The following is a 21579-nucleotide window of genomic DNA, read 5'->3' as shown; positions in this document are numbered from 1 at the left end:
TCCATGGTCCGAATTAGATTCACAGTCGAAATATGCCCGATCTACGCATGGCAAAAAAACAGCCTCGTCGCGTGAGCGAAGAGGCTGTTTCCTTTTACTTGAACCCGAGCTTGGACCAACACGCGCGCTGGCCCCTAATCAATCACACTGCTCTATCACACCCGTTCAATCGCGATCGCAATACCCTGGCCAACGCCGATACACATCGTGCACAGCGCGAAACGGCCTTGCGTGCGATGCAGCTGATACATCGCCGTAGTCACCAGACGCGCGCCGCTCATCCCGAGCGGGTGGCCGAGCGCGATCGCGCCGCCATTCGGATTCACGCGAGCGTCGTCATCGGCCACACCGAGTGCGCGCAGCACCGCGATGCCTTGCGAAGCGAAGGCCTCATTCAGTTCGATCACGTCGAATTGATCGATGGTCATGTTCAGGCGCGCCAGCAGTTTCTGCGTGGCGGGCGCGGGGCCGATGCCCATCACGCGCGGCGCGACGCCGGCCGTCGCAATGCCCAGCACGCGAGCGCGCGGCGTGAGGCCGAAGCGCTTCGCCGTTTCTTCATTGGCGAGCAAGAGTGCCGCTGCGCCGTCGTTCACGCCCGACGCGTTGCCTGCCGTAACCGTGCCGTCCGGACGCACCACGCCCTTGAGCTTGGCGAGCGTTTCGAGGCTCGTTTCACGCGGATGCTCGTCTTGCAACACCGTGATCGGGTCGCCCTTCTTCTGCGCGATCGTCACGCCGACGATTTCCTGCGCGAGCGTGCCGTCGCGTTGCGCGCGCGCCGCTTTCTGCTGGCTGCGCAGCGCAAAAGCGTCCTGATCGGCGCGGCTGATGTTGTAGTCGGTCGCGACGTTTTCGCCGGTCTCCGGCATCGAATCGACACCGTACAGTTTCTTCATCAACGGGTTGACGAAACGCCAGCCGATGGTCGTGTCATAGATTTCGGCCTGACGCGAGAACGCGCTGGTTGCCTTACCCATAACAAACGGCGCGCGGCTCATGCTTTCCACACCGCCCGCCACCATCAACGCGGCCTCGCCCGACTTGATGGCGCGCGCGGCAATGCCGACGGCGTCCATGCCCGAACCGCACAGGCGATTCACCGTCGTGCCCGGCACGCCTTGCGGCAAACCGGCCAGCAACAGCGACATGCGCGCGACGTTGCGGTTATCGTCACCGGCCTGGTTCGCGCAGCCGTAGATCACGTCGTCGATCGCGTTCCAGTCGACGTCTTTGTTGCGCTCCATCAGCGCTTTGAGCGGCACGGCACCCAGATCGTCGGCGCGCACCGACGACAGCGAACCCGCATAGCGGCCGATGGGGGTGCGAATCGCGTCGCACAGGAATGCTTCGGTCATGTGATGTCTCCAGTTGATGTGCTGCGTGCGCCGCGCCACGACCGGATTGCCGGCGTGGCGCGGGCTGAATGCACGGATGCGGCGGCCCGGCGTCCCGCAAGAGAATTCGAACGCGACGGGAAGCGGCTGCAGAGCAGCCCTGACGCCAGATCAGCTTAACGCAGATGATGAACGACGGGTTCGACATTCGGGACATTTGTTCTATATACGAACATACGGTCATATATCGAACAACTAGCCTCGATAATAGGCGCGTGGCCGAAACCATGTCAAGCGCGGGCACGCCCGCACCAGGGAATACGTGCAGGCCGCGAAGGTGTTCGAAAAGGATCAGACGATTGACGCGCTCATGCCGGCGCGCCTGTGTTCACGGCGCCGGCACGAGGCTCGAGGACAGTTCGATGACAGCTTGGGGATCGCTGGAGGATGGCCCGGAGAGCGCTCCGGTATCCGCGACTACCGGATCTGGATGTTCTCGTCCGCGACATAGTTGCGGATCACGTCGGCAAAGCTGCGCTCGCCGCTCAACCCCAGCCCTTCGGCGCGCGACGTATCCCATCGGCCCGGCCAGCTGCCCACGATTTTTTCGACCCGCTCGTCCCGCTCCCAGACGATGCGCGCGGCGGCGGCGTCGCCCGCGACCTCGCGCAGCGCGGCGACCATCTCGTCGACGCTCACTGAAATGCCCGGCAGGTTCAGCACACGCTGGTTGCCGAGCGCGGCGGAGTCGAGTTCGAGTCCGCCGATCAGGCTCTCGATCGCCTTGCGCGGCGACAGCAGCCACAGGCGCGTCGAGCCCGCGACCGGGCACACCGCCGCTTCGCCGTTCAGCGGCTCGCGAATGATGCCGCTCGCGAACGACGAAGCCGCCGCGTTCGGCTTGCCCGGCCGCACGCTGATGGTGGGCAGCCGCAACACACGGTCGTCGACGAAACCACGCCGCGCGTAATCGTTGAGCAACAACTCCGCGATCGCCTTCTGCGCGCCATATGACGACTGCGGATTCAACGCGGTATCGTCCTGCACGACCTCGGGTAACGCGCCGCCATACACCGCCACGGAGCTCGTGAACAGCACACGCGGCCGGTGGCCGCGCTGCCGGCACGTTTCGAGCAGCAGCCGCGACGCATCCAGATTGATGCGCATGCCGAGATCGAAGTCCGCTTCGGCCTGCCCGCTCACGATCGCGGCCAGATGAAAGATCGCCGAAGTCTGGTCGTCGATCACGCGTTCGAGCACGCTGCGCTCGGCGATGTCGCCGACTTCCGTGCGTACACGCTTGTCGTCGAAATCGTTGGCTTGCACTACGTCGAGCAGCACCAGTTCGGTAATCGTTTGCGGTGTGCCCTGTTTGTCTTTCAGGGAACCGCGCGCGAGCAGTTCACGCGCGAGACGCTGGCCGAGAAAACCCGCGCCGCCGGTAATCAGTACTTTCATGATGGGTTGTGTCCTTGTTAGCGGTTCGCGTTCAGATACGGTTTGAGCCAGCCGAGACCGGCCGAGGTGCCTGCGCGCGGCCGGTATTCGCAACCGATGTAGCCCTCGTAACCGAGCGAGTCGATCAGCTCGAGCAGATACGGATAATTCAGCTCGCCCGTGTCGGGCTCATGCCGTTCCGGCACGCCCGCGATCTGAATGTGGCCGATGCCCGCCATATCGCGTTTGAGTTTCACTGCAAGGTCGCCTTCGACGATCTGGCAGTGATAACAGTCGAACTGCACCTTGAGGTTCGGCGCGCCGACTTCCGCGCAGACCGCTTGCGCTTCGTCCTGACGGGTCAGAAAGAAGCCCGGCATGTCGCGCGTATTGATCGGCTCGATCACGACCGTGATGCCTTCGGCTTGCGCGGCCTTCGCGGCATACGCGAGATTGCTCAGATACACCTCGCGATGCTTCGCGCGCGGCTGATCCGCGCCGATCAGGCCGGCCATCACGTGCAGCTTGCGATTGCCGATCACGCGCGCGTAGTCGAGCGCCATTTCGATGCCGCGCTGGAACTCGTCTTCGCGTCCCGGCAGCGAGGCAATGCCGCGCTCGCCAGCGGCCCAGTCGCCAGGCGGCGCATTGAAGAGCGCTTGCGTCAGACCGCTCGCCACGAGGCGCGATTTGATGTCGGCAGCGGGGAAATCGTAGGGGAACAGAAACTCGACCGCCTCGAAGCCGTCTTTCGCTGCGGCGGCAAAACGGTCGAGGAACGCGTGCTCGTTGTACATCATCGTGAGATTGGCGGCGAAGCGAGGCATGGCAGCAACTCCTTGAAAACGGTGTGATCCCGCGCGCGGCAGCGACTCATGCCCCACGCGCGTATCGATTTATCGGTTGACCAGCTTGGGCGGCGTGAGCCACGTGGCAATCGCGCCGATCACGAGCATGCCCGCCAGCACGTACATGCCGGTCTGCGTGCTGTGGGTGAGGTCCTTCAGATAGCCGATCATGTACGGGCTCGCGAAACCCGCGAGATTGCCGATCGAATTGATGATTGCAATGCCGGCCGCGGCGGTCGCGCCCGACATGAACGCGGTCGGCAACGACCAGAAGAGCGGCGCGCAGGTCAGCACACCGGCTGCGGCCAACGAGAGAGCCACGATCGAGACCACCGTGTTGTCCGCGAACGAAGCCGCCACCGTGAAGCCGATCGCACCGAACAGCGCCGGCACGATCAGATGCCAGCGGCGCTCACGGCGCTTGTCGGCGCTGTGGCCCATCAGATTCATCACGACGATCGCGCACAGAAACGGAATGGCGCTCAACAGGCCGATATTGAATGCGCCCGTCACACCGGTCGATTTCACCAGCGTCGGCATCCAGAACGTCAGACCGTATTGTCCGGTCACGAACGCGAAATAGATCAGCGACATCCACCATGTACGCGGATCGCGGAACACCGCGCCGACAGAATGTTTCTGCGCCTTGTCCCGCGGTTGCGCAGCGGCGATTTCATCGGTGAGCAACTGCTTTTCGCGTTCGCTCAGCCACTTCGCGCTGGAAATGCCGTTGTCGAGATACAGGACCGTGGCGATACCGATCGCGATGGCGGGGATCGCTTCGATCAGGAACATCCACTGCCAGCCCGCGAAACCCGAGCTGTTGTGGAAGGTCTGCATGATCCAGCCGGACAGCGGATTGCCGAAGATGCCCGACACCGGAATCGCCGACATGAACACTGCGATAATCTTCGCGCGCCGATGCGACGGAAACCAGTAGGTCAGGTACAGGATCACGCCGGGATAGAAACCGGCTTCGGCGAGACCGAGCAGGAAACGCAAGATATAGAACTGCATCGGGGTCTTCACGAACACGAACACCGCCGAGAGCAAGCCCCACGTAATCATGATCCGCGCGATCCAGATGCGCGCGCCGATCTTGTGCATCAGAATGTTGCTCGGCAACTCGAACAGAAAGTAGCCGATGAAGAACACGCCGGCGCCGAGACCGAACACCGTTTCGCTGAACGCCAGGTCCTGCGACATCTGCAGTTTCGCGAAGCCGACATTCACGCGGTCCAGATAGGCGACCACATAACACAGCATCAAAAACGGCACGATGCGCCAGAACACCTTCTTGTAGGTATGCTCGATTTCAGCGGCGCCGGGTTGCCCCGCAGCGGCTGTAAGCGGGCGGCTCGGTTCGGCCTGATATGAGTTCATGCATTGTCTCCTTGAATGGATGGCCCGACGCGGCGCATCGCGCGCGGCCGGGCTTTGTTTTGTCGGCTTCTTCTACCAGCGCGCACCGAACACGCTGCGCAGTTCTTCGAGTGCGGCTTCGTCGAGCGGTGCGGGCCGTGGCTGGGTCATCAACCACAAACGCGCGGTCTCTTCGAGTTCTTCGAGCGCATAGGCGGCTTGCGCCACCGAACGCTCCCACACCACAGGACCAAGACGCTCCAGCAGCACGGCGCGAACGCTATCGGCGAGCGCGGCGATCTGCTCGGCGACTTGCGGAGCGCCGGGGCGCTCATAACGAATCAGGGGGACGTGGCCCACTTTCATCACGTAATACGGCGTGATGGGCGGCAGCACGTCGGTTTCGCGCCAGACGCCCGCGAGCGTCAACGCGACCAGATGCGTCGAATGGGTATGAACGATGCCGCGCGCTTCGCTATTACGCGCATAGATGCCGCGATGCAGCGCCAGCGTTTTCGACGGCCGGCCGCCTGACATTGCGTTGCCGGCGAGGTCGACCTTGGCAATGTCGGCGGGATCGAGCCGGCCAAGACACGCATCGGTCGGTGTAATCAGCCAACCGTCGTCGAGCCGCGCGCTAATGTTGCCGGCCGTACCCACCGTGTAGCCGCGTTGATAGAGACTCGCGCCGGTCACGCAGATTTCTTCGCGAACGCGCGCTTCGTTCGTCGTGTGAACTGCGGGCGCGCCACTCATTGCACATCTCCGTCCAGATGCCGCAGCGCCTTTTCGAAGAAGTCCGTCGTACCGAAGTTGCCGGATTTCAAGGCGAGCGCAAGCGGCTCGGCGCCGGTCGTCGCGGTAGCCGGCACGCCGGGATCGATCTGCGCGCCGATCCGCAGCGTGTGCACGTCGAGCGCCTGCACGACCGCACCCGAGGTTTCGCCCCCCGCCACCACGAACTTGCGCACGCCACGCTCGCGCAAACCACGCGCGATCGACGCCAACGTGTTTTCGACCAGATGCCCCGCTTCGTTCACACCGAGCTGGCCTTGCACTGCCTTGACTTCGTCGGGCGTCGCGGTCGCATAGATCAGCATGGGCTCGGCTTTGTCGAGGTACGGCTGCGCAAAGGCCAAAGCCTGTTCGACCACGGCTTCGCCGCGCGCCGCCGCGAGCGGATCGATGCGAAACGCGGGCCGTGTGGCGCGCCACTGCGCCACCTGGGCATTGGTCGCTTTCGACGCGCTGCCGGCCAGCACCGCGGACAAGCCGTCGACTCGCTGCAACTGCGCGGCGTCCGCCTGTTCCGCCAGCAAACCCGCGCGGCGAAAGTTGGCCGGCAAGCCCAACGCGACGCCCGAACCGCCGGTGATCAGCGTGAGATCGGCGCAGGCTTCGCCGAGTACATAGAGGTCGGCGTCGGACACGGCATCGGCAATCGCCATGCGCACGCCTTCGTTGCGCAATGTATCGAACCTTTCGCGCACCGCCGACACGCCTCGCGCCACGGCGTCATAACGCACGAGACCGACTTTCGATCCGGTCTGACGTTGCAGCACGCTCACGAGGTTCGCATCGCGCATCGGCGTGAGCGGATGGTTTTCCATGCCCGACGCGTTGAGCAACGCGTCGCCGACAAACAGATGGCCGCGAAAGATCGTGCGGCCGTTCTCGGGAAACGCGGGACACGCAATCGTGAATGCGCCGGTCGTGCTGTCGGCGGACAACGCGTCGAGCAGCGCATCCGTCACCTGGCCGATATTGCCCGCGTCGGTCGAATCGAAGGTCGAGCAGTATTTGAAGAAGAACTGGCGGCACCCTTGCGCGCGCAACCAGTCCAGCGCGGCAAGCGATTGCGCGACCGCGTCGGCGGCGGGAATGGTGCGCGATTTCAGCGCGACCACCAGGGCGTCGGCCTCGAGCAGGTCATTCGATGCGGGCACGCCGATGGTTTGCACCGTGCGCATGCCGCCGCGCACCAGCATGTTGGCCAGATCGGTGGCGCCGGTGAAGTCGTCGGCGATGCAGCCGAGCAGCGCGCGTTTCGTAAGTGTCGTCATGGTGCTCCTCCTGCTTACTTCGCCGCCGGCACGTCGATGCCGGGGAAAATCTTGATCACCGCGGAATCGTCTTCACCACCGTGGCCGGCCGAAGACGCCATCATGAACATCTGATGCGCCGCCGCCGACAACGGCAACGGGAATTTCGAGCGGCGCGCGGTATCGAGCACGAGGCCCAGATCCTTGACGAAAATATCGACGGCCGAAAGCGGCGTGTAGTCGCCGTTGAGAATGTGCGGCACGCGGTTTTCGAACATCCACGAATTGCCCGCGCTGTGCGTGATGACCTCGTACAGCGCATCTGGATCGACGCCTTCGCGCAAGCCGAGCGCCATGGCTTCGGCCGCCACCGCGATATGCACGCCGGCCAGCAACTGATTGATGATCTTCACCTTCGATCCCGCACCGTGCCCGGAACCGAGGCGGTACACCTTGCCGGCCATCGCGGCCAGCACGTCCTCGCAGGCGGCATAGGCCGCCGCGGGGCCGGACGTCATCATGGTCATCTCGCCGGAAGCCGCGCGCGCCGCGCCGCCCGAAACCGGTGCGTCGAGCATCTGCAAACCGGCGGCCTCGATCCGCTTGCCGAGTTCGATTGCGAAGTCCGGCGCCACGGTCGCACTGGCGATCACCACGCCGCCCTTTTTCATCGCGGCGAGCGCGCCCTGCTCGCCGAACAGCACGGCTTCGGTTTGCGCGGCATTCACGACCAGCGTGACGACCACCTCGCACCGCGCGCCGAGTTCGGTCGGTGTCGCGCAGCCCACACCACCTTCAGCGACGAACGCATTCAGGATCTCGCTGCGCAGGTCGCACGCGTGAACCCGAAAACCCGCGCGCAGCAGCGAACGCGCGACACCCAGGCCCATTGCACCAAGACCGATGACACCAACATTTCTGGACATGCTTGACCTCTATGAATTCGTTGAACGCCCGGGCCTGAATCCGGGCGCTGAGTCTGAGCACTGAAGCTCAGCAAATCCCCGCTTCCGCGAGACGCCGTGCCGCGTTGTACATATGCGTTCGTGCCGCATTGCGCGCCGCCATCGGATCGCCGGCCCGAATCGCGGCGGCGATCGCGGCATGCTCTTCGCGCACCTGACGCGAAAAGTCCTCGCGCAACGCTTCGTTGCGGCGCGTGACGACCGTGCCGGCCTCGAGGTACTGGTTCAGGAACGTGAGGGTTTTGAGGAAATACGGATTGCCGGTGGCCGCGGCGATCGCGCGATGAAAGGCGACGTCTTCAGCCACGCCGTCCTCGCCTTCGGCCACCGCTTCGTCGATCTTCGCGAGCGCCGTGTCGATCGACACCATGTCGGCGTCGCTGCGGCGCATGGCGGCTTCCGACGCGACTTCCGCCTCGATCGCCCGGCGCAACGCGAGAATCTGCACCACCGAGCCCGGCTCGACCGCTTCCGCGTAGTCGATACGCAACGGCCGGATAGCACCATGCGCGGCGATAAACACGCCGCTGCCCTGGCGCGGTTCGACCACACCCTCGTTCTTCAGCCGCGAGATCGCCTCGCGGATCACCGTGCGGCTCACGCCGAACTGCTGCGCGAGCACGGCCTCGGTGGGCAGCTTGCCGCCGCGCTTGAAGGTGCCTTTGTCGATCTGCTTCAGCAGCTGTTGCGCGACCGTGTCGCTCAGCGCTCGCGCAGGAATCTTGTCGAACATCCATGCCTCGATTGATCATGTTATCGGGTCATCATACAAATTTTCGATGCGGCCTGCATCCATGCAAACCCTGGCATTTTTGAGCATCAGGCGGCGAAGTTGGCGAAACAGAAGGCTTAAGCTATCGTCACGCCTTTGCGCCGCATCGTGCCGGGTGAACCGGCGCGGCGCGTGCCCGCCCTTCCTCGAACGCACCTTTCAAGGTCCATGAGCCCAGCCCTGCCGCCGTCTTCCGCCGTTCCCGCCAGCGCCGAACCGGCCCCGGACAAACCGGGCGACTCCTACGTGCAGTCGTTCGCGCGCGGCCTCGCCGTGATCCGCGCGTTCGACGCCACGCGCCCCGAACAGACGCTCACGGATGTCGCCGCCGCCACCGGCCTCACGCGCGCCGGCGCACGGCGCATTTTGCTGACGCTGCAAACGCTCGGTTATGTGGAAGCCGAAGGGCGCCTCTTTCGCCTCACGCCGAAAATTCTCGACCTTGGCTTCGCGTATCTGACCTCCATGCCGTTCTGGAACCTGGCCGAGCCGGTGATGGAGCAACTGTCGGCGCAGGTTCACGAGAGCGTCTCGGCGGCCGTGCTCGATCGCACCGAGATCGTCTACGTGCTGCGCGTGCCGACGCACAAGATCATGACGATCAACCTGTCGATCGGCAGCCGCTTGCCGGCGTATTGCACGTCGATGGGCCGCGTGCTGCTCTCCGCGCTCGACGAAGAAACACTCGAGGCGACGCTGAGTTCGGCGCCGCTCTACGCGCACACGCCGCGCACGGTCACTGACAAGGAAGAGTTGAAGAAGGTGATCGCGCAGGTTCGCCGCCAGGGCTGGGCCATTGTCGATCAGGAGTTGGAGGGTGGATTGATTTCGCTGTCCGCGCCGATTCGCAACCGGCAGGGGCGCGTGATCGCCGCGATGAATATCAGCGGCAATGCGCAGCGCAATTCGGCCAAGCAGATGGTGAAGGCATTTCTGGAGCCGCTGCAGCACGCCGCGCAGAACGTCTCGGAGATGGTGGCGAGGCGCGGCTGACACTAATGGACTGACTGACGGGCTCCGCGCGATGCCGGCGCCCTGTCCGATCGATCAATCGATCGGCTGTTCCGCGGTTTCCTTCAGCATCGACACCGCGATCAACGACACTACGACGCAGGCCGCCACGTACCCGGCCGGCGCCAGCTTGCTGCCCGTCAGCTTGATGAGCCACGTCGCAACCAGTTGCGCGGTGCCGCCGAACACGCAGACACTCAACGCATAGGCGATCGAAATGCCGGTGGCGCGCACGCGCCGCGGAAACGACTCGCACATCAACGCGAATTCCGACGCCGAGCCCATCGAATAGAACAGCAGCATCAGCGCGGTCAGCGACATGATGACGGGCAACTGCGGAAAGCGGTTGATCAGCATGAAAGCCGGAAACAGCAGCAACACCAGCACGCCGCGTCCGAACAGGATCGGCCGCTTGCGGCTGCCGATCCGGTCCGACAGCATGCCGAACAGCGGGCACGTAACCAGCATCACGAAGCCCGAGGCGACGCCCACCAGCATGGACAGCGACATCGGCAGGCCGAGCGTGTGGATCGCGTAGGTCGGCATGTAGAAGGTCAGGATATAGGTCGAGACCGTGCCGCCCATCACCGTCAGCGTGATCAGGATCAGCGGGCGCAGATGCTGCGTGAAGAGTTCGTTCAGCACGCCGCGCTCGATCGCATGGCCGTGCGCGCTGGCCGCGTCGTCGGCCAGACGGCGGCGCAGGTACATGCCGACCGGCGCAATCAATACGCCGAGCAGGAACGGAATGCGCCAACCCCAGCTTTCCAGCGATTCCTTCGGCAACGCGCCGGACAACGCCGCGGCGATGCCCGAACCCATCAGCGCCGCGCCGCCTTGTGTGGCCAGTTGCCAGCTCGCACGAAAACCGCGCCGCGTGCCGCCGCCCTGTTCGAGCAGCGTGGAGGTGGCCGCGCCGAACTCACCGCCTTGCGAAAAGCCTTGTACGAGACGCGCCAGCACGATCAGAAGCGGCGCCGCAAGACCGATTTGCGCATAGGTCGGCGCAATCGCGATCAGGCAGGTGCTCACCGCCATCAGCATGATGGTCAGATTCAGCGCGGCTTTGCGGCCCTTGCGGTCCGCGTACACGCCGAGCATGACGCTGCCGAGCGGGCGCGTGATGAAGCCTGCCGCAAAGGTCGCCACGGAGAGCAGCAACGAAGTAGTCGGGTCCGCCGACGGGAAATACAGCTTGCCGATGATCACGGCAAAAAACCCGTACACGGTGAAGTCGAAAAACTCGAGCCAGTTGCCGATCACCGCGGCGGCAATCGCGCCGCGGCTGGTGGGTTGGCTCGCCTGAACGGCGTGGCTCGCATCGGTCGTGGTGTTCATCGCGTGGTCTACCTCGTCGTTATGATTGTGCGGCTGGCCGATTGCGGTGCGGCTTGCTGGGTCACTGCGGCGTCACTTCGGCGTTACTGCGCCAGATAGCGCTCCACCAGCCGCGTCCAGAACGCCGCGCCGACCGGCAGATTGCGGTCGTTGAAGTCGTAGTGCGGGTTGTGCACCATGCAGCCGTCTTCGCCCGCGCCGTTGCCGATCCGCAAAAACGTGCCCGGCCGCTTCTGCAGCATGAAGGCAAAGTCTTCGCTTCCCATCAGGATGTCGGTTTGCGCGACCACCTTGTCGTCGCCGACCAGTTCGCGCGCCACTTCCACCGCGAAATCCGTTTCGGCATCCGAATTGACCACGACCGGATAGCCTTCGATGTATTCCACCACCGCCTTGCCGCCATAGCTCGCCGCCTGGGTTTCGGCGAGTTCGGTAATACGCTTCTTCAACAGTGCGCGCACTTCGGGGCTGAACGAGCGCACGCTCAGCTCCAGCTTCGCGCTGCTCGAAATCACGTTGTTCGCGGTGCCCGCATGCATGGAGCCGACCGTCACCACCGCCGGTTGCGACGGATCGACATTGCGCGCGACGATCGTCTGCAATGCCATCACGATGCTGGCCGCCACCACGACCGGATCGACCGTCAGGTGCGGACGCGCCGCGTGCCCGCCCACGCCTTCGATCGTGATGATCGCCTTGTCGCCCGCCGACATGAACGGCCCTTTGCGGAACAGCAGCACGCCCGGCTCCTCGCCGGGATGGTTGTGCACGCCGAACACGGCGTCACAGGGAAAGCGCTCGAACAGGCCGTCGTTGATCATCTTCAGCGCGCCGCTGTCGATGCCGCTCTCCTCGGCCGGCTGAAAGTACAGATGCACCGTGCCCGAAAAATTGCGCGTAGCCGCGAGGCGTTGCGCCGCGCCGAGCAGCATCGTGGTGTGGCCGTCGTGGCCGCACGCGTGCATCTTGCCGTGCGTGCCGCTCGCATACGGCAGACCGGTTTGCTCGATGATCGGCAACGCGTCCATGTCCGCGCGAATGCCAATGCTGCGCTTGCCGTCGCCCACCTTCAGCGTGCCCACCACGCCCGTCTGACCGACGCCGCGCGTGACCTGCCAGCCCCATTGTTCGAGCTTGTCGGCGACCAGGGCGCCCGTCTGGTGCTCCTCGTAGGCCAGCTCCGGATGGTGGTGAATGTGATGGCGAATCTCGCGCAGGCTCTCGGCGGCAGGCACCAGGTCGGACACTTCGGTAAAACGCGCGGCTTCGCTCATCTCTATGGCTCCAGGGGATCACGGCCGCGTCAAAACGCGGCAAACAGGCGAGCACTATAGCCACGCCGTTTTGTTCGAATAAGATGCTGTTTTTTTCACCCCGATTAACAATCGTTATATACGGGATTACCCGAATGAAACTGCAGCAGTTGCAAGCATTCGTCGCCGCCGCCCATCACCGCAGCCTGCGCGCCGCCGCGCGCGAGCTTGGCGTCACGCAGCCGGCCGTCACGCATACGATCCGCGAGCTCGAAAGCGCGCTGAATGCGGAATTGATGGTGCGCAGCGTACGAGGCATCGAACTGACGGCTTGCGGGCTCGCGCTGCTGCCGCGCGCCGAACAGTTGCTCGGCGACATGCGGCGCACGGTGGAAGCCGTCGAACAGGTGAAGGGAGAACTGGCCGGCAAGGTCAGCGTGGGCACCATGCCGTCGATTGCGCTCACGGCGCTGCCGCACGCGGTCTCGAAGTTTCGCCGCGCGATGCCGCTCGTCAATCTGCATCTGGAAGAAGTGACGATACCGGACGCGGTTGCGCGTTTGCGCAATGGCGCGCTGGATATCGCGGCGATCCACCACGTGCAGGCGCTGGACAGCGACCTGGTGCAAGCGCCGCTCTACTCCACGCAGTTCGTCGTCGCCATGCGCGCCGGGCATCCGCTCGCCAACGTGACGCGCCTGCACGAGCTACTCGACGCGGAGTGGATCGTGACCGTGGGCGCCGATCATTTCCCCCATAGCGTGATGATGGCCATGTTCAACGCACATGGCTTGCCGGTGCCGAAGCGGCTGGTGCGGGCGCCGTCGTCGTTCGCGGTGACGCTCGGGCTGGTGTCGCAAACCGACGTGATCGGCTGCTTCACGCGACCGCTGGCGCAAATGGTCGCGCCGCTCGGCATCCGCGTCGCGCAGATCGAAGAGGCGCTGCCGAACTACGATCTCAGCATCATTTCGCGGCGCGATCTGTTGCCGACACCGGCCGTGCTTCAGTTCGTAGCGTGCTTGCAGGAAGCGACGCGGGAACGGATGGCGGCAGCCGGATAGTACGGCTTACTGAACGTCGGCTTCCGCTTTCAGAAACGCGATCAACGCGTGGCCCGCCTCATCCAGCGTGCCGGAATTGTCGATCGTGGTGCAGCGCGCGCCGAGCCGGGCTTCGAGAATATGCGGCGCGGCGTCGACGTGCACCACTTCCGTGTTCGGATAACGCGCCAACGTGTGCTGCAAATGCTGACGCGAGCCGTTGACGACCACCGTGCAACCACGCGCCAGCCACGCATCCAGTTCGATGCCGATGCCATAGCGCAGCGAGTGGCTGGACCATTCGAGCGCGAACAGACCGAGCACGGAGCGCGCGGCAAACTCTTCGACGCTCAACGCCACATGCGCTTCGCCGTTGCCGCTCGGCCGCGTGATATAGCGGTGCGCAAACAGAATCGGCTCGCCCATCAGCCGCTTGCGCGCGAACTCCAGCAGCGAGTCCTTGCCCGCGCCGGACGGCCCCATTACATAGATCAAACGACCTGTCATTGTCATTACACCTCGCCGGTCTGGAAGGGCACACGTTGCCACAACACGAACGGCTCTCCGGGCGCCGGTTCGACGAAGAGCGCGGCATGATCGACAATCAGCGGCCCAAGCGAGGGCGTGCGCGCTTGCCACCATGCGACCAGCGTGGCGCGTTCCTTCGCGTCGGCGAGCGAACTGGAGAGCGTCATATGAAAACGGAATTCGTCGAGCACGTACGGATAGCCCCATTGGATCAACAGCGCACGTTGCCGTTCGCTCAGCGGCGCGGCCAGTCGACGCGCGAGATCCGCGGCCAACGGCCGCGCGCGCAACGCATCGAGCGTGTGCAAGGCGCTCGTGGCCACGTCGCGAATGCTGGCTTCGCCTTCTGCATCGGCCGGCCGCAACGCAACGAAATCGCCAAGCGTTGCGGCTTCCACCGGCAGCGCGAATGCGCTTTGCGTGCGCGCCCATTCACGCGCGCCGTGCAATACGTGTGCCTGTGTCACGCCTTCGGCGAGTCGAAACGGCGCGACCAGTGTGCCGTGCCAGCCGTAGCGGCGCGGCGCTTCAGTCAACGCCGCGAGCGGACGCGTCAATTCCGGAGGTTGCGGAGCCTCGCAGCACTCGCCGCTTTCCGCGTCGCGCGCGAGCCACGCCGAACCGGCCTGCCACCACGCCGATTCACGCGCGGGCGCGTAATACACGGCGAAACGAGACTCGGCGCCCCAAGCCGCGCCGCTCATAGGTCGTGCTCCACCAGCAGTTGCACGCGGTCCGCGGCAAAGTGGGTGAAGCCGTATTTGACCGGCGTGCCTTGCAGATCCACATCGACGTTTTCGACCCACAGCACGGGCTGCTGACGGTTGATATTCAAACGGCGCGCCACCTCCGGTTCGGGCAGCACGCTGCCGATGCGGCTCCACTTACGCAGATAGTCGTTCACGCCGAATTCCGCCATGGCCTTGGTGATGCTGCCGGTACGCTCCAGCACCTCCGGCAAGTCCGCGAACCGCGCCGCGGGATACCAGTTGCGCGCGAAGGTGAAAGGCACGCCGTCGGATTCGTGCAACGATTCGATCCGGTAGACCGGCGCACCGGCCCGCAGACCCAGCGCCTTTGCAACGCTCGGCTCGGCCTTCACGCGCGCGGCCGACAACATGGTGCCGGCCGCCGCGTGATGCTGCTGGCGCAGGTTTTCCGTGAACCGCGTGCGGCGGCCGATCGTATAGTCAATCGCGCCGGGTTGCACGAAGGTGCCGCGCCCCTGCTCGACGCTGACGAGGCCCAGCGCGGCAAGACCCAGCATGGCCCGGCGCACGGTATGCCGGTTCACGTCGAAGCGTTTGGCCAGTTCGCCTTCGCTCGGCAGACGCCCTTCTTCGCCGAAACCGCTGGCGGCGATTTCCGCCGCCAGGATCTGCTCGATCTGCCGCCACACGGCAACGCCCGCGCCGCGTTCGAGCATCGTGCCCGGCGTCGCGTTGTCGTTCGATGTCATGGTGCTGTCATTCCCTTGGGTTCAAATAATCGCTATGACGTGCATTGTAGTGCGCAAGCCGTGATGGAAATATGAAACGGCGGGTATGCGCTACACGGCTCGACAAGCATACCCCTAAACGTCTAGACGTTTAGATGAATAGATGGTCAAATGTTGATTCGCCGGAACAACAGGACATTCGATGAGTGCCACTTCCACCTCGCCTTCCACCGCTCTGCTCTCGTCGGCCCGGCGCGCATGGATGGCCGTGCTGGCCCGCACGCCGCGCGCCGATCTCGAAGCCGCGCTCGAACGCGCCTTGCGGGGCATCCCCACTCCAACGTATGACTGGCTGCGTCCGCCGGAAATCGGCCTCGCCATGGTGCGCGGGCGGATCGGCGGCAGCGGCGACCCGTTCAATCTCGGCGAAGCCACGGTCACCCGCGCCACCTTGCGTTTGCGCGCGTCGGCCGACGCTGACGCGACGGTTGGCGTGGCGTGTCATCTGGGCCGCGACCGCCGCCGCGCCGAACTGGCGGCGCTGGCAGACGCCCTCTTGCAAATGCCGGCGCATCACGCCGTCTTGCATGAGCAACTGATTGAGCCGTTAGCCGCGCAGCAGGCCGCGAAACGCGCCGCGCGGCAACAGGACGCCGCGGCCACGCGCGTCGAATTCTTCACGATGGTTCGGGGCGACTAATGGGAAACTCACAGATTGCATTGTCCAGCGCGTTGACCGACTTAACGCCAGGCTTCGCCGATCCGGTGCACGACACCCAGGCGGTGTTTCGCACTTTGCTCGATGCGCTGTCGCGTCCGGGGACGGTCGGCGTGATCGAGAACGTGTTGCCCGAAGTGCGAGCCACCCGCGCGGACCTTGCCGCCTTCGCCGCGCTGCTTGCACTCTGCGACTACGCCACGCCGGTGTGGCTCGCGCAACCCGATACGGCGCTCGGTTCGTCATTGCGCTTTCACACCGGCGCGCCGCTCGTCGACGAACCCGCACAAGCCGCCTTTGCCTACCTCCACGACGCCGGCACGTTACCGCCGCTGGAGAGCTTCACGCTTGGCGCAGCGGAATCGCCCGAACAGTCGGTCACGCTGTTGATCCGCGTCGAGGCGCTAACGGGTGGCGCGCCAATCGTGCTGAGCGGCCCGGGCATCCAGCACACCGCGACGATTGCTCCAGTCGGCCTGCCCGAACGTTTCTGGCGCGAACGCGCCGCCCTCGCTCCGCTGTTTCCCTGCGGCGTCGATTGTTATCTCGTCTGCGGCGCGCGCCTGATCGGCCTGCCGCGCACAACTCAAGCGAAGGTGAACTGATGTACGTTGCCGTCAAGGGGGGAGAACGCGCGATCGAAGCGTCGTGGCGTCTGCTCGACAAGGCACGCCGCGGCGACACGCGGCTAGCCGAACTCAGCGTCGCGCAGATTCGCGAACAATTGCGCCTCGCGGTGGCGCGCGTCATGACCGAAGGTTCGGTCTACGATGAAGAACTCGCCGCACTCGCCATCAAGCAGGCCGCCGGCGATCTGGTCGAAGCGATCTTCCTGCTGCGCGCGTATCGCACCACGCTGCCGCGCTTCGGCTACACGCAGCCGATCGATACCGAAGCGATGCAGGTGGAGCGCCGTATTTCAGCGACCTTCAAGGACGTGCCCGGCGGCCAGTTGCTGGGTGCGACTTACGATTACACGCAGCGTCTGCTGGATTTCGCGCTGCTCGCGGATGGCGATGCGGATAGCGATGCGCATGGCGACACGGCGGCAAGCGCGACGTCGTCGTCTTCGAGTCGAACTGCCGGCTCTGAAGTGGAAGCCATGCCCCGCGTCGTCACCTTGCTCGACAAAGAAGGTCTGATCGAACAGGAACGCCCCACGCCGAACGCGCCGGAACCCGGCGACCTCTCGCGTGAGCCGCTCGCCTTTCCGGCATGCCGCGCCACGCGTCTGCAAAATCTCGCGCGCGGCGACGAAGGCTTTCTGCTCGCCATGGGTTACGCGACGCAGCGCGGCTACGCGCACTCGCATCCGTTCGCGGGCGAGATCCGCTTCGGCACGATCGCCGTGGAAATGGAACTCGACGAGTTGGGCGAAGCGGTTGAAATCGGCGACATCGACATAACCGAATGCCAGATGATCAATCAGTTCGCCGGCAGCGGCGCCGTGCCGCCCACCTTCACGCAAGGCTACGGTCTCGCGTTCGGTCACTCGGAGCGCAAGGCAATGGCGATGGCGCTCGTGGATCGCGCATTGCGCGCCGAGGAACTCGGTGAAACGCTGGCTTCGCCCACGCAAGATATCGAATTCATGCTCTCGCATAGCGATAACGTCGAAGCGTCCGGGTTCGTGCAGCATCTGAAACTGCCCCACTACGTCGACTTTCAGTCGGAGCTGGAACTCGTGCGCCGTTTGCGCGCGCAGCACGCCGCGCAGAATCAGGATCAGGGCATCGAGCAACGCGCGGATCAAACCAACGGTCAGCAGGAGCAGGCAGCATGAACGCGCCCGACACATCCCACGCCAATACCTCGTACGACAGCGCGGCCGACGGCTACAACTTCGCGTACCTCGACGAGCAGACCAAACGCATGCTGCGCCGCGCATTGCTCAAGGCGGTGGCCGTGCCGGGTTATCAGGTGCCGTTCGCTTCGCGTGAAATGCCGCTGCCGTTCGGCTGGGGCACCGGCGGCATTCAGGTCACCGCGGCGATCATCGGCCGACAGGACACGCTGAAGGTGATCGATCAGGGCTCCGACGAAACCACCAACGCGGTCAACATTCGCCGTTTTTTCGCGCGCACCACCGGCGTGGCGACCACGCGCCGCACGGTCGAGGCGACGATCATCCAGACCCGTCACCGCATTCCCGAAACACCGCTCACGGACAGGCAGATTCTGGTCTATCAGGTGCCGATGCCCGAGCCGCTCTTTCGCCTCGAACCGCGCGTCGCCGAGTGCAAGAAGCTGCATGCGCTCGCCGATTACGGCCTGATCAGCGTGAAGCTCTATGAGGACATCGTGCATCACGGCAGCATCGCGACCACCTACGACTACCCGGTGATCGTCAACCACCGTTATCTGACTTCGCCTTCGCCAATTCCGAAGTTCGACAACCCGAAGATGCACATGAACCCCGCGCTGCAATTGTTCGGCGCCGGCCGCGAGCGTCGCATTCACGCGATTCCGCCTTACACGCACGTGCGCAGCCTCGACTTCGACGATCATCCGTTCGAAGTGCAGAAGTGGCAGCACGCCTGCGCGCTATGTGGTTCGACTGGGAGCTTCCTCGACGAAATGATCGTCGACGATGCGGGCAAACGCATGTTCGTCTGCTCCGACAGCGACTATTGCCACGAACGCCGCGGCGACGAAGAACCCGAATTGCCGTTGCGCGCCGCGCGCGAGGGAGAACACGCATGACGCCGCTCCTCGCCGCCCGCTCGCTCACCAAACAATACGGCGGCCGCAATGGCTGCAGAAACGTCAGCTTCGACCTGTATCCGGGCGAAGTGCTGTGCATTGTCGGCGAATCAGGTTCGGGCAAGACCACGCTGCTGAACACGCTCGCGCTCAAGACCGCGGCCGACAGCGGCTCGCTTCACTACACGGCTACTCACGGCGACCAGCTCGACCTGCTCGCCTTGTCCGAACCACGCCGCCGTTTGCTGATGCGCACCGAATGGGGCTTTGTTCAGCAGAATCCGCGCGACGGACTGCGCAGCGGCGTCTCGGCCGGCGCGAACATCGGCGAGCCGTTGATGGCTGTCGGCGCGCGCCACTATGAGGATATCCGCTACGCGGCCACGCAGTGGATGGAGCGCGTCGAACTCGATTCCTCACGCATCGACGAATTTCCGGCGGCGTTTTCGGGCGGCATGCAGCAGCGTTTGCAGATTGCGCGCAATCTCGTCACCGGTCCAAGGCTCGTCTTCATGGACGAACCGACCGCCGGCCTCGACGTATCGGTGCAGGCGCGCCTGCTCGATCTGCTGCGCACGCTGACGTCGACGCTGCATCTGTCGGTGCTGATTGTCACGCACGATATCGGCGTCGCGCGTTTGCTCGCGCACCGGTTGATGGTCATGCAAGGCGGCGAAGTGGTCGAGGCGGGACTGACCGACCAGGTGCTCGACGATCCGCAGCACCCGTACACGCAAACGCTGGTTTCCTCGGTTCTGCCGGTTTGAGGTTCACAATGCGATCCATTGAAACAAGCACTGAAGCGCGCGCCGCCGAGCACGCATTCGTCGACAACGCGGCGCTGATGCTGCGCGCGGTCGGCATCGGCAAGACCTTTGTGTTGCACGGCCAGGGCGGCGTGCGAATCGAAGCGCTGGCGGGCGTCTCGCTCGAGATCGAGCGAGGCGAATGCGTGGTGCTGGTCGGGCCGTCGGGTGCGGGCAAGAGCACACTGCTGCGCTGCCTGTACGGCAACTATCTGGCGACGAGCGGCTCGATTGCGATTCGCGACCTTGGAAACGACGGCAGGTCCCTATCGATCACCGGGGCTGAGCCGCACGACGTACTGCGTCTGCGCCGAAGCGTGGTCGGTTACGTGAGCCAGTTTCTGCGCGTGATTCCACGCGTGCCGACACTCACGCTCGTAGCCGAACCGCTGCTCTCGCGCGGCGTGCCGGAAGACGAAGCACGCTCGCGCGCCGCTGCGCTACTCGCCAGATTGAACGTGCCAGAAAGGCTGTGGTCGCTCGCGCCCGCCACGTTCTCTGGCGGCGAACAACAGCGCGTGAATATCGCGCGTGGTTTGATTGCCGAGCACCCGCTGCTTTTGCTCGACGAGCCCACGGCCTCACTCGACGCCGACAACCGCGACGTGGTCGCCGACCTGATCGTCGAAGCACGCGAGCGCGGCGCGGCGATCGTCGGCATCTTTCACGACGAAGACACGCGCAACAAGGTCGCCACGCGCCGCCTGGAACTGAAGCCGCCGCTGCGTCACTGAATGACACAAATCGGGCGCGCAACGGCACTACACTGACACATGCGGCCCCAGTACGCACAGCCCACACTCAAGTCTGACTGACTACGGAGCAAGTCGATGTTGATCAGGAACGCTCGCATCGTGACGCGAGACGAAGTATTCACCGGTGTGGTTCGCGTCGAAGACGGCGTGATCCGCGAAGTCGAGCGCGGCACGACCGCGGCGCGCGAAGCCGAAGATTGGGACGGGGACTATCTGTTGCCCGGCCTGATCGAACTGCACACGGACAACCTCGAGAAGCATCTCGCGCCGCGCCCGGGCGTGCAATGGAATACCGATGCGGCCTTCGTGATTCACGACGCCCAGGTGGCCGCGGCCGGCATCACCACCGTATTCGATGCGCTCGCCATCGGTTCGCGCACGAACGTAGGATTGCGGGGCCGCGATCTGCAAACGCAATGCGCCGAAGCGCTCACGCGCTTCTCCGAGCGCAAGCTGCTGCGCGCCGAACACTTTCTGCATCTGCGCTGCGAAATCGCCACCGCCGACGTGGTAGAAGTGTTCGATTCGTTGTGCGCGCATCCGTTGCTGCGGCTCGCCTCGGTGATGGATCACACGCCCGGTCAGCGTCAGTGGCACGACCGCGAGCAATGGCGCCGCTTTCAGGAACGCAACGGCAAACTGAGCGACGAACACGTGGCGACCGCGCTCACCGAACTCTCGGTCGAACAGGCACGGTACGCCGACGCGCACCGCCGCGAGATCGTGGCGCGCTGCAACCGGCTCGGCATTCCGGTGGCAAGCCACGACGACACGCTGATCGAACACGTCGAACAGGCCAAAGCCGAAGGCATCGTGCTCGCGGAGTTTCCGACCACCCGCATCGCCGCCGAAGCCGCGCGCGAGCACGGCATTTCGACCATCATGGGCGCGCCGAATATCGTGCGCGGCGGCTCGCATTCGGGCAACGTATCGGCGCTCGAACTGGCACGAGCGGACCTGCTCGACATCCTGTCGTCGGATTATGTGCCGTCGAGCCTGATGACCGCCGTGTTCGAGCTGGTCGATGAGGCCGGCTGGACGTTGCCGCGCGCAATGGCAACCGTCTCCGCCGAACCGGCGCGCACCGCCGGCTTGCACGACCGGGGCGCGATCGAACCGGGCTTGCGCGCGGACTTCGTGCGCGTAACCATGCTCGACAGGCTGCCGGTGCCGCGCGCTACATATCGCGGCGGCGCACGGATCGTTTGAAGGGAAGGCGCTCA

At 64.5% G+C, this 21579-nt stretch carries 22 protein-coding genes; 9 read left to right on the top strand and 13 right to left on the bottom strand.

Going from position 1 to position 21579, the window contains the following annotated elements; genetic code table 11:
- Positions 1 to 155: 155 nt before the first annotated feature.
- From pcaF to AC57B1_RS26480, 8 genes are all read right to left on the bottom strand, one after another.
- Positions 156 to 1358 carry a 3-oxoadipyl-CoA thiolase gene (pcaF, locus tag AC57B1_RS26515; protein ID WP_091808795.1) on the bottom strand — a complete coding sequence of 401 codons (1203 nt, stop codon included), beginning with the start codon at positions 1356 to 1358 and terminating at the stop codon, positions 156 to 158.
- A gap of 456 nt (positions 1359 to 1814) precedes the next feature.
- Entirely contained in the window at positions 1815 to 2795 is a 981-nt protein-coding gene (denD, locus tag AC57B1_RS26510; protein WP_496419143.1) for a D-erythronate dehydrogenase, read from the bottom strand.
- A gap of 17 nt (positions 2796 to 2812) precedes the next feature.
- On the bottom strand, positions 2813 to 3601 hold the full coding sequence (otnI, locus tag AC57B1_RS26505; RefSeq protein ID WP_496419142.1) for a 2-oxo-tetronate isomerase: 789 nt from the start codon (positions 3599 to 3601) through the stop codon (positions 2813 to 2815).
- A gap of 69 nt (positions 3602 to 3670) precedes the next feature.
- Positions 3671 to 5005, bottom strand: coding sequence for an MFS transporter (locus AC57B1_RS26500; RefSeq protein ID WP_496419141.1), 1335 nt, complete (start codon positions 5003 to 5005; stop codon positions 3671 to 3673).
- A 72-nt stretch (positions 5006 to 5077) separates the two neighbouring features.
- Positions 5078 to 5740, bottom strand: a complete 663-nt coding sequence (gene otnC, locus AC57B1_RS26495; protein WP_408348090.1) for a 3-oxo-tetronate 4-phosphate decarboxylase — start codon at positions 5738 to 5740, stop codon at positions 5078 to 5080.
- Positions 5737 to 7047: a 3-oxo-tetronate kinase gene (gene otnK / locus AC57B1_RS26490; protein WP_496419140.1), complete on the bottom strand. Its 1311-nt coding sequence runs from the start codon at positions 7045 to 7047 to the stop codon at positions 5737 to 5739. Before otnK ends, otnC begins: the two co-directional genes overlap by 4 nt.
- 14 nt (positions 7048 to 7061) lie before the next feature.
- Positions 7062 to 7952 carry an L-threonate dehydrogenase gene (gene ltnD / locus AC57B1_RS26485; protein ID WP_496419139.1) on the bottom strand — a complete coding sequence of 297 codons (891 nt, stop codon included), beginning with the start codon at positions 7950 to 7952 and terminating at the stop codon, positions 7062 to 7064.
- A 67-nt stretch (positions 7953 to 8019) separates the two neighbouring features.
- A complete protein-coding gene (locus tag AC57B1_RS26480) occupies positions 8020 to 8724 on the bottom strand; it encodes a FadR/GntR family transcriptional regulator (RefSeq protein ID WP_091802741.1) in 705 nt (234 codons plus the stop codon).
- A gap of 207 nt (positions 8725 to 8931) precedes the next feature.
- Here AC57B1_RS26480 and AC57B1_RS26475 point away from each other — a divergent pair, with 207 nt between their 5' ends.
- Positions 8932 to 9756: an IclR family transcriptional regulator gene (locus tag AC57B1_RS26475; RefSeq protein ID WP_408348080.1), complete on the top strand. Its 825-nt coding sequence runs from the start codon at positions 8932 to 8934 to the stop codon at positions 9754 to 9756.
- Between the two features lie 54 nt (positions 9757 to 9810).
- Here the strand turns inward: AC57B1_RS26475 and AC57B1_RS26470 are convergent, their stop codons facing one another.
- Together AC57B1_RS26470 and AC57B1_RS26465 are read right to left on the bottom strand one after the other, a co-directional pair.
- On the bottom strand, positions 9811 to 11112 hold the full coding sequence (locus AC57B1_RS26470) for an MFS transporter (RefSeq protein WP_496419138.1): 1302 nt from the start codon (positions 11110 to 11112) through the stop codon (positions 9811 to 9813).
- 83 nt (positions 11113 to 11195) lie between these two features.
- Entirely contained in the window at positions 11196 to 12386 is a 1191-nt protein-coding gene (locus AC57B1_RS26465) for a M20 aminoacylase family protein (RefSeq protein WP_408182208.1), read from the bottom strand.
- A gap of 134 nt (positions 12387 to 12520) precedes the next feature.
- Between AC57B1_RS26465 and AC57B1_RS26460 the strand changes: the two genes are divergently transcribed.
- Positions 12521 to 13429, top strand: a complete 909-nt coding sequence (locus tag AC57B1_RS26460) for a LysR family transcriptional regulator (protein WP_091802750.1) — start codon at positions 12521 to 12523, stop codon at positions 13427 to 13429.
- A 6-nt stretch (positions 13430 to 13435) separates the two neighbouring features.
- On the opposite strand, the gene phnN is transcribed toward AC57B1_RS26460, so the two are convergent.
- From phnN to phnF, 3 genes are read right to left on the bottom strand one after another with little or no spacing between them, the layout of a single operon-like run.
- Positions 13436 to 13915: a phosphonate metabolism protein/1,5-bisphosphokinase (PRPP-forming) PhnN gene (gene phnN / locus AC57B1_RS26455; protein ID WP_496419329.1), complete on the bottom strand. Its 480-nt coding sequence runs from the start codon at positions 13913 to 13915 to the stop codon at positions 13436 to 13438.
- A gap of 5 nt (positions 13916 to 13920) precedes the next feature.
- A complete protein-coding gene (locus AC57B1_RS26450) occupies positions 13921 to 14640 on the bottom strand; it encodes a DUF1045 domain-containing protein (protein ID WP_496419137.1) in 720 nt (239 codons plus the stop codon).
- Positions 14637 to 15395 (bottom strand): phosphonate metabolism transcriptional regulator PhnF, encoded by a 759-nt coding sequence (gene phnF / locus AC57B1_RS26445; RefSeq protein WP_496419136.1) that lies wholly within the window; start codon positions 15393 to 15395, stop codon positions 14637 to 14639. Before phnF ends, AC57B1_RS26450 begins: the two co-directional genes overlap by 4 nt.
- 181 nt (positions 15396 to 15576) lie before the next feature.
- Between phnF and phnG the strand changes: the two genes are divergently transcribed.
- From phnG to AC57B1_RS26410, 7 genes are all read left to right on the top strand, one after another.
- A complete protein-coding gene (phnG, locus tag AC57B1_RS26440; RefSeq protein ID WP_496419135.1) occupies positions 15577 to 16074 on the top strand; it encodes a phosphonate C-P lyase system protein PhnG in 498 nt (165 codons plus the stop codon).
- Positions 16074 to 16697, top strand: a complete 624-nt coding sequence (gene phnH, locus AC57B1_RS26435) for a phosphonate C-P lyase system protein PhnH (RefSeq protein WP_408348062.1) — start codon at positions 16074 to 16076, stop codon at positions 16695 to 16697. The genes phnG and phnH overlap by 1 nt, the downstream gene beginning before the upstream one ends.
- On the top strand, positions 16697 to 17875 hold the full coding sequence (locus tag AC57B1_RS26430; protein WP_496419134.1) for a carbon-phosphorus lyase complex subunit: 1179 nt from the start codon (positions 16697 to 16699) through the stop codon (positions 17873 to 17875). The genes phnH and AC57B1_RS26430 overlap by 1 nt, the downstream gene beginning before the upstream one ends.
- Positions 17872 to 18795, top strand: coding sequence for an alpha-D-ribose 1-methylphosphonate 5-phosphate C-P-lyase PhnJ (locus AC57B1_RS26425; protein WP_408348056.1), 924 nt, complete (start codon positions 17872 to 17874; stop codon positions 18793 to 18795). Before AC57B1_RS26430 ends, AC57B1_RS26425 begins: the two co-directional genes overlap by 4 nt.
- On the top strand, positions 18792 to 19562 hold the full coding sequence (phnK, locus tag AC57B1_RS26420; RefSeq protein WP_496419133.1) for a phosphonate C-P lyase system protein PhnK: 771 nt from the start codon (positions 18792 to 18794) through the stop codon (positions 19560 to 19562). Before AC57B1_RS26425 ends, phnK begins: the two co-directional genes overlap by 4 nt.
- A gap of 8 nt (positions 19563 to 19570) precedes the next feature.
- Complete coding sequence (phnL, locus tag AC57B1_RS26415) at positions 19571 to 20335, top strand: phosphonate C-P lyase system protein PhnL (RefSeq protein ID WP_091802773.1); 765 nt, start codon at positions 19571 to 19573, stop codon at positions 20333 to 20335.
- A gap of 96 nt (positions 20336 to 20431) precedes the next feature.
- Positions 20432 to 21565: an alpha-D-ribose 1-methylphosphonate 5-triphosphate diphosphatase gene (locus AC57B1_RS26410; protein ID WP_408299651.1), complete on the top strand. Its 1134-nt coding sequence runs from the start codon at positions 20432 to 20434 to the stop codon at positions 21563 to 21565.
- The last annotated feature ends 14 nt before the right edge of the window (positions 21566 to 21579 follow it).

Source organism: Paraburkholderia sp. BGA-UO-ETr-F21 (assembly GCF_059567925.1).
Note: the sequence above shows the minus strand (reverse complement) of the source record. Positions and strands in the feature narration are given on the sequence as shown.

Excerpts from the sequence above, each read along its gene's own strand:
- AC57B1_RS26450 (WP_496419137.1), bottom strand. The coding sequence starts at position 14,640 with ATGAGCGGCGCGGCTTGGGGCGCCGAGTCTCGTTTCGCCGTGTATTAC.
- AC57B1_RS26470 (WP_496419138.1), bottom strand. The coding sequence starts at position 11,112 with ATGAACACCACGACCGATGCGAGCCACGCCGTTCAGGCGAGCCAACCC.
- AC57B1_RS26425 (WP_408348056.1), top strand. The coding sequence starts at position 17,872 with ATGAACGCGCCCGACACATCCCACGCCAATACCTCGTACGACAGCGCG.
- otnI (WP_496419142.1), bottom strand. The coding sequence starts at position 3,601 with ATGCCTCGCTTCGCCGCCAATCTCACGATGATGTACAACGAGCACGCG.
- phnF (WP_496419136.1), bottom strand. The coding sequence starts at position 15,395 with ATGACATCGAACGACAACGCGACGCCGGGCACGATGCTCGAACGCGGC.
- phnH (WP_408348062.1), top strand. The coding sequence starts at position 16,074 with ATGGGAAACTCACAGATTGCATTGTCCAGCGCGTTGACCGACTTAACG.
- phnL (WP_091802773.1), top strand. The coding sequence starts at position 19,571 with ATGCGATCCATTGAAACAAGCACTGAAGCGCGCGCCGCCGAGCACGCA.
- AC57B1_RS26460 (WP_091802750.1), top strand. The coding sequence starts at position 12,521 with ATGAAACTGCAGCAGTTGCAAGCATTCGTCGCCGCCGCCCATCACCGC.
- AC57B1_RS26500 (WP_496419141.1), bottom strand. The coding sequence starts at position 5,005 with ATGAACTCATATCAGGCCGAACCGAGCCGCCCGCTTACAGCCGCTGCG.
- AC57B1_RS26430 (WP_496419134.1), top strand. The coding sequence starts at position 16,697 with ATGTACGTTGCCGTCAAGGGGGGAGAACGCGCGATCGAAGCGTCGTGG.
- AC57B1_RS26410 (WP_408299651.1), top strand. The coding sequence starts at position 20,432 with ATGTTGATCAGGAACGCTCGCATCGTGACGCGAGACGAAGTATTCACC.
- phnN (WP_496419329.1), bottom strand. The coding sequence starts at position 13,915 with ATGACAGGTCGTTTGATCTATGTAATGGGGCCGTCCGGCGCGGGCAAG.
- ltnD (WP_496419139.1), bottom strand. The coding sequence starts at position 7,952 with ATGTCCAGAAATGTTGGTGTCATCGGTCTTGGTGCAATGGGCCTGGGT.
- AC57B1_RS26475 (WP_408348080.1), top strand. The coding sequence starts at position 8,932 with ATGAGCCCAGCCCTGCCGCCGTCTTCCGCCGTTCCCGCCAGCGCCGAA.
- phnG (WP_496419135.1), top strand. The coding sequence starts at position 15,577 with ATGAGTGCCACTTCCACCTCGCCTTCCACCGCTCTGCTCTCGTCGGCC.
- pcaF (WP_091808795.1), bottom strand. The coding sequence starts at position 1,358 with ATGACCGAAGCATTCCTGTGCGACGCGATTCGCACCCCCATCGGCCGC.
- phnK (WP_496419133.1), top strand. The coding sequence starts at position 18,792 with ATGACGCCGCTCCTCGCCGCCCGCTCGCTCACCAAACAATACGGCGGC.
- AC57B1_RS26480 (WP_091802741.1), bottom strand. The coding sequence starts at position 8,724 with ATGTTCGACAAGATTCCTGCGCGAGCGCTGAGCGACACGGTCGCGCAA.
- denD (WP_496419143.1), bottom strand. The coding sequence starts at position 2,795 with ATGAAAGTACTGATTACCGGCGGCGCGGGTTTTCTCGGCCAGCGTCTC.
- otnK (WP_496419140.1), bottom strand. The coding sequence starts at position 7,047 with ATGACGACACTTACGAAACGCGCGCTGCTCGGCTGCATCGCCGACGAC.
- AC57B1_RS26465 (WP_408182208.1), bottom strand. The coding sequence starts at position 12,386 with ATGAGCGAAGCCGCGCGTTTTACCGAAGTGTCCGACCTGGTGCCTGCC.
- otnC (WP_408348090.1), bottom strand. The coding sequence starts at position 5,740 with ATGAGTGGCGCGCCCGCAGTTCACACGACGAACGAAGCGCGCGTTCGC.